This window comes from Streptomyces sp. NPDC048718, assembly GCF_043198875.1.
In the GTDB taxonomy this organism is placed as follows: domain Bacteria; phylum Actinomycetota; class Actinomycetes; order Streptomycetales; family Streptomycetaceae; genus Streptomyces.
Window position 1 is genome coordinate 117,483 of sequence record NZ_JBICVG010000018.1, and the last position, 13,267, is coordinate 130,749.

Below are 13,267 nucleotides of genomic sequence, written 5' to 3' on the forward strand. Positions count from 1 at the left end.
TGGCTCCGGGTGGGGGGCGGGGCGGAGGGGGACGGCCGGGGAGGGGCGGGAAGCCGGGCCGGGCTACGGCGTCACGTGGGGCACGCGGGTCATGTGGGTCATGTGGGTCTCACGAGCCTCGCCCGTCACCTGCGTCACTTGACCCTGATCTGGTCGTACACCGGGACGCTGAAGGGGTTCAGAGCCACGTTCTCGATCCGGTCCGAGTAGCCGGCGCTGCCGTTCTGGTACCAGAGCGGGATGGCGCCCATGTCGTCCCGGAGCACCTTCTCGGCCTTCACGAAGGTGTCGACGGCCTTCGTCCGGTCGGTCTCGGCGTTGGCCTGGTCGACGAGCTTGTCGAACTCCGGGTTGGAGTAGGCGCCGTCGTTGGAGGAGGCGTTGGTGTAGTAGAGCGGCTGGAGGAAGTTCTGGATGAGCGGGTAGTCCATCTGCCAGCCCGCCCGGAACGGTCCGCTGAGTTTGTGCTGGGTGACCTTGTTGCGGTAGTCGGCGAAGGTGCCGACGGGGTTGCCGACGCAGGCGCGGTTGTTGCCGAGCGAGCGGTTGATGGAGTTGCAGACGGCGTCGACCCACACTCTGTGGGAGCCGGTGTCGGCGTTGTACGTGATCGTCATCGTGCCGCCGGGGATGCCGCCGCCCTCCGCGACCAGCTTCTTGGCCTGGCCGGGGTCGTACTCGCAGGCGGAGCCGCACAGGTCGTCGCGGAAGCCGCCCTTCTCGCCGAGGACGGGCGAGGTCCAGTCCTGGGCCGGGGTGCGGGTGTGGTGGAAGATCGTCTGGGTGATCTGCTTCCGGTCGATCGCCATGGACAGACCGGTGCGCAGTTTCTCCTGGTGGGGCTTGTGCCAGGCGGGGTCGTAGAAGGGGAAGGCGATGGTCTGGATGATGCCGGCGGGGGTGTTGATGTAGCGGCTGCCGAGGTCGGAGGCGGCGTTCTTGAGCTGCGCGGCCGGGATGTCGTCGACGAGGTCGAGATTGCCGGCGGTCAGGTCGGTGTAGGCGGTGTTGTTGTCGGTGTAGACCCGAAGCGTGATGCCGCCGTTGTGCGCCTTGTCCGGCCCGGGGTAGCCGTCCCACCTCTTCAGGACCATCTGCGAGCCCTTGGTGTACGAGTCGACGGCGTACGGCCCGTTGCCGATGGGCTTGGCGAGCCAGCCGGCGTGATCGTCGTAGAAGGCGCGGGGCAGCGGGGCGAAGGCCGCGTAGCCGAGGGTGTCGGGGAAGGTGGAGAACTTCTGCGACAGCTTGACGGTGAAGGTCCGCTCGTCGACGGTCTTGAGGCCGGACAGGGTGGTCGCGCTCGCCGCGCCGCCGCTGGGGTGGACCTTGTCGTACCCGTCGATGTAGCCGAAGAAGTAGGCGTTCCGCTGGTTGTTCTTCAGGGCCGCGCCGTAGTTCCAGGCGTCGACGAAGGACTTCGCGGTGACCTTCTCGCCGTTGGAGAAGGTCCAGCCGTCCTTGACGGTGATCCTGAAGTTGGTGGAGTCGCTGGACTCGATGGACTCGGCGAGCCAGTTCTTGGCCTCGCCGGTCTTCGGGTCGTACCGCTTCAGACCGCGGAAGATCATGTCGAGGACCTTGCCGCCTTGGACCTCGTTGGTGTTCGCGGGCTCCAGGGGGTTCTGCGGGTCGCCCCAGGAGGAGGACACCACACCGTTCGCTCCCCCGCCGCCGCTCCCGCCGCCGCCACCGCAGGCGGTCGCGGCGAGGGCGACGGCGGTGGCCAGAACGGCCCACTTGGCATGCGTGACTCCCCGCATGGGTGCCTCCCGTTTGTCCCGAATGCGACCGGCTTAGGGTCAATATCACTCGGTATCACGGGGAGTGCACTTCTACGGCGTCCGGATGAACGTGCCCCCGAACGACGAGGCCCCGCCACCCGTGTGGGGGATGGCGGGGCCTTGTCGTTCAGCCTCTCGTACGCACGCTTCTACCGCTCGTACGCGCGGTGCGGCCGCTCGTACGCTCGCGAAGGAGTCGTACCGGCGGGCCGGGGATCAGACGGCGAGAATCGCCTTCTCCTCGGCGAAGTGGCACGCCGACTCGTGCGCGGCCTGGGTGTCCTGCCCCTGGAAGCGCTCCGGGATCGCGAGGACCGGGATCTCGGTGGCGCACTTGTCCTGCGCCTTCCAGCAGCGGGTGCGGAAGCGGCAGCCCGACGGCGGGTTGGCCGGCGAGGGCACGTCGCCGGTCAGGATGATCCGCTCACGGTTCGCACGGGCGTCCGGGTCCGGCACCGGCACGGCGGAGAGCAGCGCCTGGGTGTACGGGTGCGTCGGGTGGTCGTAGATCTGGGTGTCGGTGCCGATCTCGGCGATCTTGCCCAGGTACATGACGCCGACGCGGTCCGAGATGTGCCGGACGATCGACAGGTCGTGCGCGATGAAGATGTAGGACAGGTTGAACTCGTCCTGGAGCTTCTCCATCAGGTTGATGACCTGTGCCTGGACCGACACGTCCAGGGCCGAGACCGGCTCGTCGCAGATGATGATCTCCGGGTTGAGCGCGAGGCCGCGGGCGATGCCGATGCGCTGGCGCTGACCGCCGGAGAACTGGTGCGGATAGCGGTTGATGTACTCCGGGTTCAGACCGACGACGTCGAGGAGGTCCTGCACCTTGCGGCGCCGGTCGCCCTTCGGGGCCACCTCGGGGTGGATGTCGAAGGTCTCGCCGATGATGTCGCCGACCGTCATCCGCGGGTTCAGCGAGGTGTACGGGTCCTGGAACACCATCTGGATGTTGCGGCGCACGGCCTTCAGGGCGCGGCCGGACAGCCTGGTGATGTCCTGGCCCTTGTAGAAGACCTCGCCCGCGGTGGCCCGCTCCAGGTTCATCAGGAGCTTGGCGACCGTGGACTTGCCACAGCCGGACTCGCCCACGATGCCGAGGGTCTCGCCCTGGAAGAGGTCGAAGGAGACCCCGTCCACGGCCTTGACCGCGCCGACCTGCTTCTTGAAGAGGATGCCCTGCGTCAGCGGGAAGTGCTTTTGCAGGTTGCGCACCTGGAGGATCGGCTCGCCGCGCTCGGCCGGCGCCTCGATGGCGGCCACGGCCGCGTCCTCGGACACGCCCTCGGCCTTGTCGTTCTTGCTGAGCTCAGCCATGGATCGTCTCCTTCCAGAAGTGGCAGGCGCTCGCGCGGCCCGGAAGCTCGCCGCCGTCCTGCTCGGTGACCGGAACCAGAGCGGGGACCTCGGTGTGGCACAGGTCCGTCGCCTTGGGGCAGCGCGGGTTGAAGGCGCAGCCGGACGGGATCTTCAGCAGGTTGGGCGGCAGACCCTTGATCGCGTACAGCTCCTGGCCCTTCTGGTCCAGGCGCGGGATCGAGTCGAGCAGACCCCGGGTGTACGGGTGGGCCGGGCGCTTGTACAGCTCGTGCACCGGCGCCTGCTCGACGATCCGGCCCGCGTACATCACGGCGATCTTGTCCGCGACGTCGGCGACGACGCCGAGGTCGTGGGTGATCAGGATCAGACCCATGTTGTACTCGCGCTGCAGCTCCGCGAGCAGGTCCATGACCTGCGCCTGCACCGTCACGTCGAGCGCCGTGGTGGGCTCGTCCGCGATGATCAGGTCGGGCTCCAGGGCCAGCGCCATGGCGATCATGATGCGCTGGCGCATACCGCCGGAGAACTGGTGCGGGTAGTCGGTGACCCGGGCCTTGGCGGCGGGGATCTTGACCTTGTCCATCAGCTCGACGGCCTTGGCCGTCGCGTCCTTCTTGGACAGGCCGTGGTGCACCCGGAACATCTCGCCGAGCTGGTAGCCGACGGTGAGGACCGGGTTCAGGGAGGACAGCGCGTCCTGGAAGATCATCGCGATCTTCCGGCCGCGGATCTTCCGGCGCTCCTCGTAGGACATCTTGAGCATGTCCTGGCCGCGGAACAGGATCTCGCCCTGCGGGATCTTGCCGGGCGGCATGTCGAGGATGCCCATGATGGCCTGCGCGGTCACGGACTTGCCGGAGCCGGACTCGCCGAGCACGGCGAGGGTCTCGCCGGCGTCGACCGAGTAGTTCACGCCGTTGACGGCCTTGGCCACGCCGTCACGCGTGTGGAACTCCACGTGCAGGTCGCGGACTTCGAGCAGCGGTCCGGTGTGTCCGTCACCGTCGCGCGGCGCGGGGACGTTCGTGGTCTTGGAAGTGGTGCTCACGGTATACGCCCTCCTCAGCGCAGCTTGGGGTCGAGGGCGTTGCGGACGGCTTCGCCGAGCATGATGAACGCCAGAACGGTGATGCTCAGCATGATCGACGGGTACAGCAGGATGTGCTGCGACGTACGGATCGCCTGAACGCCCGAGGAGATGTCGACACCCCACGAGATGGTCGGGGACGCGAGGCCCAGACCGAGGTACGACAGAGTGGCCTCGGCCGAGATGTAGCTGCCGAGCGCGATGGTGGCGACGACGATCACCGGGGCCATGGCGTTGGGCAGGATGTGCCTGAACAGGATCCGGGTGGTGCCGGCGCCCAGTGCCTTGGCGGCGTGGACGTAGTCCGCCTGCTTCACCGTGATGACCGCACCGCGCATGACGCGGGTGATCTGGGTCCAGCCGAGGAAGGCCAGGGCGAAGACGACGACCGAGGTGGTGCGCTCGGTGAAGGACTGCAGGACGACCATGGCGCCGAGCAGGAACGGGATGCCGAAGAACACGTCGGTGATCCGGGACAGGATCGCGTCGACGATGCCGCCGAAGTAGCCGGAGATCATGCCCATGATGCCGCCGACGACCGTGACGATCGCGGTGACCGCGATGCCGACGATGATCGAGGCACGGGTGCCGTAGATCAGGCGGGCGTAGACGGAACGGCCCTGGATGTCGTAGCCGAACCAGCCCTCGGAGCCGATCTTGCTCAGCTCGGGCTTGCCCACGTAGTGCTTGACCAGGTCGCCGGTGGTCGGCGACGCGCTGGTGAACAGGCCCGGGAAGGCCGCGATCAGCAGCAGGAAGAAGATCAGCACGGACGACACGATGAAGTACGGGTTGCGGCGCAGGTCCCGCCAGGCGTCGCCCCACAGGGAGCGCGCCTTCTCGTGGACCGCCTCGCCGGCGGGGTCCGTCGCCGAGGGGGAAGCGACGGTCTGCGGAGCGGCGGTCTCCGTCTTGGTCACGTCAGGCATAACGGATCCTCGGGTCCAGGACCGCGTACAGCAGGTCGATGAGCAGGCTGGTGACGAGGTAGACGATCACCAGGATGGTGACGAGTCCGACGAGCGTGCTGCCCTCGCGACGGGAGATCGACTCGTAGATGACGCCACCGACACCCTTGATGTTGAAGAGACCTTCGGTGACGACCGCACCACCCATGAGGGCGCCGATGTCGGTGCCGAGGTAGGTGATGACCGGGATCATCGAGTTGCGCATCAGGTGGACGCCGATGACGCGGCGCTTGGGCAGACCCTTGGCGATGGCGGTGCGCATGTAGTCGGCGCGCAGGTTCTCGGCCATCGAGGTACGGGTCAGCCGGGCCACATACGCGAGGGAGAGACCACCGAGGACGATCGCCGGGGCGATGAGCTCGGAGAACCGCTGCTCGTTGCTGACGTTCGGCTCGATCCAGCCCAGCTGGAAGGCGAACACCATCTTGATGATGAAGCCGAGGACGAAGACCGGCACCGAGATGATCAGCAGGGTGAAGATCAGGATGGCGTTGTCCGCGAGGCGGCCGGCCTTGAGGCCGCCGATGATGCCGAGACCGACGCCGAAGACGATCTCGAAGGCGAAGGCCAGTACGGCCAGCTGGAGCGTCACCGGGAAGGCATCACCCAGCACATCGGTGACCGGGCGCCCGTTGCGGATCTGGGTGCCGAAGTCGAAGTGCAGGACGATACCGGACATGTAGTCCCAGTACTGCTTGAAAATGTTCTGATCCAGCCCGAGTTCGTGCTTGATCTTCGCGATCGTCGCCGGGTCGGCGCCCTTGTCGCCGAACAGACCCGCCACGGGGTCGCCCGGCAGGCTGTAGACCATGAGGAAGATCAGCAGGGTTGTCCCGAGGAAAACCGGGATCATCTGGAGCAGTCGTCGTGCGACATAACGCCCCATTATGCCTCCGTTGAGATATCACAGCGGCAGCCGAGACGGGCCCCTCCACGGCGGGCTGCCCGTTTCCGGGCAGACTCGGGTCGTGGAAGGGCCCCCCGGCCACTGCGTAAGGCGCCGAGGGAGCCGGCCGTCAGGCGGCCGGCTCCGTTCACGGCAGGCGGACTACGCTTGGGTTTACTTGTGGACCTCGACGCCGTACAGGATCGGGTCGCCGTCCTGTCCGAACTTCACGCCGGTGACCTTCTCCGAGTAGCCCGCGTTCGTCTTGTAGTACCAGAGCGGGATCGACGGCATGTAGTTGATCAGGTCCTTCTCGATGGCCTGGTACGCCTTGACCGACTCGTCGAGGGTCTTGACCGAGTCGGCGGCCGCGATCTTCGCGTCCAGCTCCTTGTTGGAGAAGCCACCCTGGTTGCCGTCGGCACCGGTGCGGAACAGGTCCGAGATGAAGTTCGCGTTCACCGGGTAGTCGAGCACCCAGCCCGACCGGTACAGCGCCTTGACCTGCTTGTTCTTACGGGCCGTCAGGTCGGCCTGGAAGTCCGGCTTGCCGTCGCCGACACACTGGACACCGGTCGACTGCTGGATGGAGTTGCAGACGGCCTCGACCCACTCCTTGTGACCGGAGTCGGCGTTGTACTGGATCCAGATCTTGCCGCCCGGGACGCCGCCGCCCTCCTTGATGAGCTTCTTGGCCTTCGCCGGGTCGAACTTGGTGACGTCGCCGGCCGCGTTCTCCTGGTAGCCGAGGACACCCTTGGCGACCCAGCCGGTGGCGGGCTCACGCGTGCCGTTCAGCACCGTCTTGGTGATGGTGGCGCGGTCGATACCCATGGACAGACCCTGGATGACGCGCGGGTCGACCTTCTTGGGCTTGTTCCAGATGTCGGCGTAGAAGGCCACGGCGATGGTCTGGATCGCGGAGTACGACTGGTCGACAGCGCGGTCGCCGAGGTCGTCGCGGTAGACCGGGAGGTCCTTCGGGCCGATCTGGCGGATGACGTCCAGGTTGCCGGACTTGAGGTCCTCGTACGCGGCCTCGACGGTGGTGTAGTTCTTGAAGAGCACACCGCCGTTCTTCGCCTTGTTCGGGCCCTTGTAGCCGTCGAAGCGGGTGACCTCGATCTGCTTCTTGTGGTCCCAGCTCTTGAACTTGTACGGGCCGTTGCCGACCGGAGCCTGACCGGCGGCCTTCGGGTCCTTGTAGAAGGACGCGGCCAGCGGCGCGAAGGCGATGTAGGCGAGCTTGTGGCCGAAGTACGGAACCGGCTTCGAGAGCTCGATGGTGAAGGTCGTGTCGTCGACGATCTTCAGGCCGTCCATCTTGTCCGAGGACGGCTTGGCGCCCTCGGCCTCGGGGTGGACCTTGTCGAAGCCCTTGATGTCGCCGAACCAGCCCGACAGGCCCATGGCGTTGGAGATGTTGGCGTTCCAGTTCCACGCGTCCACGTAGGACTTCGAGGTCACCGGGGTGCCGTCGTGGAAGGTCCAGCCCGGCTTGAGCTTGACGGTCCACGTCTTCGAGTCGGTCGTGGTGACGGACTCGGCGTTCATCATCTCGAGGGAGCCGTCGGCCTTGTAGCTCACCAGGGTCGAGTACAGACCCTTCATGACCGCGGAGCCGTTGGACTCCATCGTGTCACCGGTGTACAGCGGCTTCTCCGGCTCGCCCAGGTCCATCGAGAAGATCCCGTTGGGGTCGACCTTGCCCGAGGCGCCATCCTTGCCGCCGCCACTACCCCCGCCACAGGCGGTCGCTGCCAGGGCGACGACGATCGCGCCCGCTACCCACTTGGCACTCTTCGCACCACGCATGGGTTCCTCCTCATGAGTCCACTTTTGTCACTACAAGAGGGACACCCCGTGCGTCCGTCGACACCCCTGACGACGTCCCGCACACATGCCCCGAGTGTGCTCGTGAGTCGGCACTCCCCACAGTGCGTGACCCATTGACCCGAGCTCAATGGAGCCAACTATTAAGTACGTCTGGGCTGTAAACCACAGCTAAGCGGTCTCGTTTTGACAACATCACAGCTGCCTTGACGGCCGAAATATGGACAAAGTGAGCACAGACAGACAGCGACGAAACGGACCGTTAACACACGTTCCGGAGAGCGACGCTCGATTACCGGACACTCGGCGTTTGAAACCAACTTGACGGAAGATTGAGGCAACAGCTCGCGAAAAGGGCTCGGCCCCCACTTGACGTGGGGGCCGAGCCCGTTATTCGGTAATTCGCCGAAGAAGTCCGCTATCAGCTGTTCTTGGCGCGGGAGGCGGAACGACCGCGCTCCTTCTGGTCCAGGACGACCTTGCGGATACGCACGGCCTCCGGGGTGACCTCGACGCACTCGTCGTCACGGCAGAACTCCAGCGACTGCTCCAGGGAGAGCTTCCGCGGCGGGACGATCGCCTCGAAGGAGTCCGCGGAGGAGGAGCGCATGTTGGTGAGCTTCTTCTCCTTGGTGATGTTCACGTCCATGTCGTCGGAGCGCGAGTTCTCGCCGACGATCATGCCCTCGTACACCTCGGTGCCGGGGTCGGTGAACAGGACGCCGCGCTCCTGCAGGTTCGTCATCGCGAAGGCGGTGACCGCGCCGGCGCGGTCGGCGACCAGCGAACCGTTGTTACGGGTCGTCAGCGTGCCGAACCACGGCTCGTGGCCCTCGTGGATCGAGTGGGCGATACCCGTACCGCGGGTGTTGGTGAGGAACTCCGTACGGAAGCCGATGAGGCCACGGGACGGAACGACGAACTCCATGCGGACCCAGCCGGAGCCGTGGTTCGACATGTTGTCCATGCGGCCCTTGCGGACACCCATGAGCTGGGTGACGGCGCCCATGTGCTCCTCGGGAACGTCGACCGTGAGGCGCTCGACGGGCTCGTGGATCTTGCCGTCGACCTCCTTGGTGACGACCTGCGGCTTGCCGATGGTGAGCTCGAAGCCCTCACGGCGCATCTGCTCGACCAGGATGGCGAGCGCGAGCTCACCACGGCCCTGGACCTCCCAGGCGTCCGGGCGCTCGGTGTCGAGGACGCGGAGCGAGACGTTACCGATGAGCTCGCGGTCCAGGCGGTCCTTCACCTGGCGGGCGGTGACCTTGCGGTCCTTGACGGCGTTCTTCGCGTCCGCGCCCTTGCCCGTGCCACCACGGCCGACGAGCGGCGAGGTGTTCGTGCCGATGGTCATGGAGATGGCCGGCTGGTCGACCGTGATCAGCGGCAGCGCGATCGGGTTCTCCGGGTCGGCCAGGGTCTCGCCGATCATGATGTCGGGGATACCGGCGACGGCGCAGATGTCGCCGGGGCCGGCGACCTCGGCCGGCTTGCGGGTGAGCGCCTCGGTCATCATCAGCTCGGTGATGCGGACGTTGGCGATCGAGCCGTCACGCTTGATCCACGCGACCGTCTGGCCCTTGCGCAGCTCGCCCTGCTCGACACGGAGCAGCGCGATACGGCCGAGGAAGTTGTCGGCGTCGAGGTTGGTGACGTGGGCCTGGAGCGGCGCGTCCTCCTCGTAGGCCGGGGCCGGGACGTGCTCCAGGATCGTGGAGAAGAACGGCTCCAGGTTCTCGGAGTCCTGCGGGACCGTGCCGTCCTCCGGCTTGGTCAGCGAGGCGATGCCGTCACGGCCACAGGCGTAGACGATCGGGAACTCGATCTGGTCCTCGTCGGCGTCCAGGTCGAGGAAGAGGTCGTAGGTCTCGTTGACGACCTCGTCGATCCGGGAGTCCGGGCGGTCCGTCTTGTTGATGCAGAGGATGACCGGCTTGCGCTGCTGAAGGGCCTTGCGCAGCACGAAGCGGGTCTGCGGCAGCGGGCCCTCGGACGCGTCCACGAGCAGAACGACGGCGTCGACCATCGACAGACCACGCTCGACCTCGCCACCGAAGTCGGCGTGACCGGGGGTGTCGATGATGTTGATCGTGATGGGCGCCCCGCCGTCCTTGGGGTGGTACTTCACCGCCGTGTTCTTGGCGAGGATCGTGATGCCCTTCTCACGCTCCAGGTCGTTCGAGTCCATCATGCGGTCGTCGAGCTGCTGGTGGGCGGCGAAGGCACCGGCCTGCTTGAGCATGGCGTCGACGATGGTCGTCTTGCCGTGGTCGACGTGGGCGACGATGGCGACGTTACGGATGTCGTGGCGCGTGGGCATGGGTGGCTTGCGCTTCTCTCGGATCGTGGGAATCGGCGTCTGTTCCTCTTACGCCCGCCGGGCGGACGCGCCACGGCTATCCCCCATGGTACGGGGCTGCCACGCAAGGGGCTTCCCGGGAGGTGATCCGAGAGGGTCTACTGAGGGGTTCGACGTACACCGGAGCCGAGCGGAGAGGTTCGGGGCGAAGCCGGTTCCGGGTCCTGCTGCCGGGTCAAGGGTCGGTCGCGATCCTGCCCGCCGCAGGCCCCGGCGGGCAAGGAAATTGAGCCGCTTCTGAGCTTGCGACATGGCCTTTCAGCCGGTGCGGGGCCCCGGCGGGGGCCGCCGCTTCGAAAGGAAACGCTAACGCCTCTCGCCGGTTTCCCGGTTTTCCCCGGTTTCCCTGTTCTCGTTGTTCCCCTTGGTCCCCCCGGACTCCTTGTCCGGGCCGCTCGATCCGGGCTTCTTGTACCCGATGTCCTGGTAGCGCGGGGCGGCGAGGCCCCAGGCGCCCGCGTTCACGATGTCCGGTTTGGCCGCCACCAGCTGCGGGCGCTGATAGAGCGGGATCGAACCGGCCGCGGCCCAGATCCGGGCGTCGGCCTGGCGGACCAGGTCGCGGGCCTCGTCCTCGTCGAGGGTGGCCGCCGCCTGGTCGAAGAGCTGGTCGATCCGGTCGGTGCCCACACGCGCGTAGTTCTGCTCGACGATGAGCGAGCCGTCCGAGGCGGGCTCGGGCTTGGCGTAGATCGGACGGGCGTCGGTGGCCGGGTACGCGGTCGCGGGCCAGGAGTAGAGGGCCAGGTCGTAGTCGCCGGAGGCGATGTGGTCCTTGAAGAAGCTGTCGTCCGGGACCTTGGTGACCTCGGTACGGATCCCGACCGCGTCCAGCATCCGCACGATCCGGTCGCCGACCGCGCGCAGCGACTCCGAGCCCGGCCCGGAGGGCAGGACGAAGCGGAGGCTGAGCGGCTTGCCGTCCTTGCCGAGCGCCTGGTTCGCGCCGTCCACGGCGGCGGGGGCCGGGGCGGCGGTGCCGCGCGGGGCGTAGGCGCCGGCGACGGGGTGGGCGGGGTGAGCGCCGGCCTGCGGCTCCGTGCGGGGCTCGGTCTGGGCCTGGGCGCCGCCCTTGTCCTGGCTTGCGGGCCTGGTGCCTGCGTGGCTGTCGGCGCGGGGGCGGGATTCCGGTTCCGCGCCCGCCTCGCGGTCGATGACCAGGTCGAGGGCCTCGGCCTGGCGGAGCAGGGCGGCGCTCTGGAAGGCGGTGCCGGCGGCGAGCGCCGGGGCGAGGACGTCAGCGGGGCGGGCCGGACGGCCACCGACGAGTGCGGCGGCGGGCCGGCGGTCGCCGGGCTTGTCGTCCTCGCCGACGATGTAGAGACCGTCGTTGGTGGGGACGTCGTCGTCGGCCGCCCCGTGCTTGGCGGCGCCGCGGGCGGTCTTGTCGTCGGACTTCTTCTTCTCGCCGGTCTTCCCGGCCTCTCCGGACTGCTCGGTCTTCTCGGGTTTCTCGGGTTTCTCGGTGTCTTCACCGGCGGCGTCCGGCTTGACGGCCTCGCTGCCCGCCTTCGTCTTGGCCTGCGGCTTCTTCAGCGCGCCGCCCGGCACCCAGCCGGCGTCCGCGAGCAGCGCCTGCGCCTCCTTGGTGTCCTGCGCGCCGAGGGCGTCGCTGCTGTCGGCGTACGCGGCCTGCCCCGCGAGCGCGAGATGGCTGCCCAGGGGCTGGGCGGGCAGACCGAGCGGCTTCAGGACGACCTCGGCGAGCTCCTTGCGGTCGAGCGCGCGGGCCACCGCCCGGCGGACCCGCTCGTCGGACAGCGGCCCGGTCTCCCCGTTGAGGGAGAGCTGGGTGTAGGCGGGCTCCAGGGACTTGCGGACGACGAAGCGGCCGAGGCCCTTCTGCTCGCGCGCGTACCGCTCGACGGCTTCCTGGTTCTGCTCCCGGGCGGCCTGCGCCTCGGCGGCCTTCTCCTCGTCGGAGCCGTACGCCAGCGCCCAGGACTTCAACGCGGCGGCGGGGGTGATCCCGGCGCCGGGGCCATGGGTGAGCGCCTTCGTCCCGGCGTGGCCCGAGCGCGCGTCGCGGACCGCGAGGGCGATCCGCTCGGCGGCGGAGCGGTCGACGTCCGCCAGATCCAGCTTCCCGGCGGCGAGCGCGGCGGCCCGCTCGGCGCGGGGCACCGCGGTCAGCACGATGCTGTCGAGCTTGGCGGTCCTGCCCCACCAGCGCGGGTTGCGGGCGAGCGTGACGTGTCCGCTGTCGCGGTCGACGGACTTCAGCGTGAACGGCCCCGCGGTCGCCTTCAGCGCGGTGCGGGCGCCGTCGTTGAAGCTGTCCGGGGAGCCCATCACCTCCTTGGGGTACAGCGGGGTGAACAGGGCCCGCCAGTCGGCGTAGGGCTTGGCGAAGGTGACCCGTACCTCCAGGTCGTTCTTGCCGCGCTCGATCTTCTCGATCCGTTCGTAGCCCGCGTTGCGGGCGGTCCAGTAGGCGGTGTTGCGGCCGCTGAGGGCACGCCACTGGGCGACGAAGTCGGGGGCGCCGATCTCCCGGCCATTGCTCCACACCGCCTGCTGGTGGAGCTTGTAGAGGACCACCTGCCGGGGCTCGGTCTCGACGATCTCGGCGGATTCCAGGTAGTCGGGGTTGAGCTTGGGCCTGCCGCGCTCGTCGAGGGTGTGCAGCGCGGGCAGGACGGCTCCGGCGATGCGGGCGGTGGCCCCGTCGGCGTCGGCCTGGAAGGTGTTGAGGGTGGTGGGCACCGCGTCGACGGCCCAGCGCAGGCTTCCCCCGTCCGTGATCTTGTCGCGGGCCGCCGGGGCGTCGTCCTGGGCGGCGGTGGGCTGGTCGTCGCCTTCGCCCCCGGAGCTGCATCCGGCGAGTACGGAGAGGGTGAGCACCGCGCTGCCGAGGGTGGCGACGGAACGGAGCGTGCGGGAGCGGGGGCTCCGGAAGCCCGTCCTCCCGCGAGGGACGCCGACCTGGGCCATGACATGTACCCCTTCGTCCGGATTGTGACATTTGGAGATGATCACACCTATTGCTCCTACACTGAAGAGGACGGAGCGGTTCCGGTG

The 13,267-nt window shown here is 67.9% G+C and carries 8 protein-coding genes; all 8 read right to left on the reverse strand.

Annotated features, from left to right (window positions below):
- Positions 1-134: 134 nt before the first annotated feature.
- On the reverse strand, positions 135-1,763 hold the full coding sequence (locus ACGFRB_RS28785; RefSeq protein ID WP_393247134.1) for an ABC transporter substrate-binding protein: 1,629 nt from the start codon (positions 1,761-1,763) through the stop codon (positions 135-137).
- A gap of 237 nt (positions 1,764-2,000) precedes the next feature.
- Positions 2,001-3,107: a dipeptide ABC transporter ATP-binding protein gene (locus ACGFRB_RS28790; protein WP_363001622.1), complete on the reverse strand. Its 1,107-nt coding sequence runs from the start codon at positions 3,105-3,107 to the stop codon at positions 2,001-2,003.
- Positions 3,100-4,158: an ABC transporter ATP-binding protein gene (locus ACGFRB_RS28795; protein WP_363001624.1), complete on the reverse strand. Its 1,059-nt coding sequence runs from the start codon at positions 4,156-4,158 to the stop codon at positions 3,100-3,102. Before ACGFRB_RS28795 ends, ACGFRB_RS28790 begins: the two co-directional genes overlap by 8 nt.
- Before the next feature lie 14 nt (positions 4,159-4,172).
- Positions 4,173-5,126: an ABC transporter permease gene (locus tag ACGFRB_RS28800; protein WP_363001626.1), complete on the reverse strand. Its 954-nt coding sequence runs from the start codon at positions 5,124-5,126 to the stop codon at positions 4,173-4,175.
- Positions 5,119-6,051 carry an ABC transporter permease gene (locus tag ACGFRB_RS28805; protein ID WP_361232325.1) on the reverse strand — a complete coding sequence of 311 codons (933 nt, stop codon included), beginning with the start codon at positions 6,049-6,051 and terminating at the stop codon, positions 5,119-5,121. The genes ACGFRB_RS28800 and ACGFRB_RS28805 overlap by 8 nt, the downstream gene beginning before the upstream one ends.
- A 174-nt stretch (positions 6,052-6,225) precedes the next feature.
- Positions 6,226-7,866: an ABC transporter substrate-binding protein gene (locus ACGFRB_RS28810; protein ID WP_393247136.1), complete on the reverse strand. Its 1,641-nt coding sequence runs from the start codon at positions 7,864-7,866 to the stop codon at positions 6,226-6,228.
- 439 nt (positions 7,867-8,305) lie between these two features.
- Positions 8,306-10,207: a translational GTPase TypA gene (gene typA / locus ACGFRB_RS28815; protein WP_363001632.1), complete on the reverse strand. Its 1,902-nt coding sequence runs from the start codon at positions 10,205-10,207 to the stop codon at positions 8,306-8,308.
- A gap of 345 nt (positions 10,208-10,552) precedes the next feature.
- Positions 10,553-13,180, reverse strand: a complete 2,628-nt coding sequence (locus tag ACGFRB_RS28820; protein ID WP_393247138.1) for an ABC transporter substrate-binding protein — start codon at positions 13,178-13,180, stop codon at positions 10,553-10,555.
- Positions 13,181-13,267 lie beyond the last annotated feature (87 nt).

Bases quoted from the DNA above. Each gene is read 5' to 3' on its own strand.
- ACGFRB_RS28810 (WP_393247136.1), bottom strand. From the start codon at position 7,866: ATGCGTGGTGCGAAGAGTGCCAAGTGGGTAGCGGGCGCGATCGTCGTC.
- ACGFRB_RS28785 (WP_393247134.1), bottom strand. From the start codon at position 1,763: ATGCGGGGAGTCACGCATGCCAAGTGGGCCGTTCTGGCCACCGCCGTC.
- ACGFRB_RS28820 (WP_393247138.1), bottom strand. From the start codon at position 13,180: ATGGCCCAGGTCGGCGTCCCTCGCGGGAGGACGGGCTTCCGGAGCCCC.
- typA (WP_363001632.1), bottom strand. From the start codon at position 10,207: ATGCCCACGCGCCACGACATCCGTAACGTCGCCATCGTCGCCCACGTC.
- ACGFRB_RS28805 (WP_361232325.1), bottom strand. From the start codon at position 6,051: ATGGGGCGTTATGTCGCACGACGACTGCTCCAGATGATCCCGGTTTTC.
- ACGFRB_RS28800 (WP_363001626.1), bottom strand. From the start codon at position 5,126: ATGCCTGACGTGACCAAGACGGAGACCGCCGCTCCGCAGACCGTCGCT.
- ACGFRB_RS28790 (WP_363001622.1), bottom strand. From the start codon at position 3,107: ATGGCTGAGCTCAGCAAGAACGACAAGGCCGAGGGCGTGTCCGAGGAC.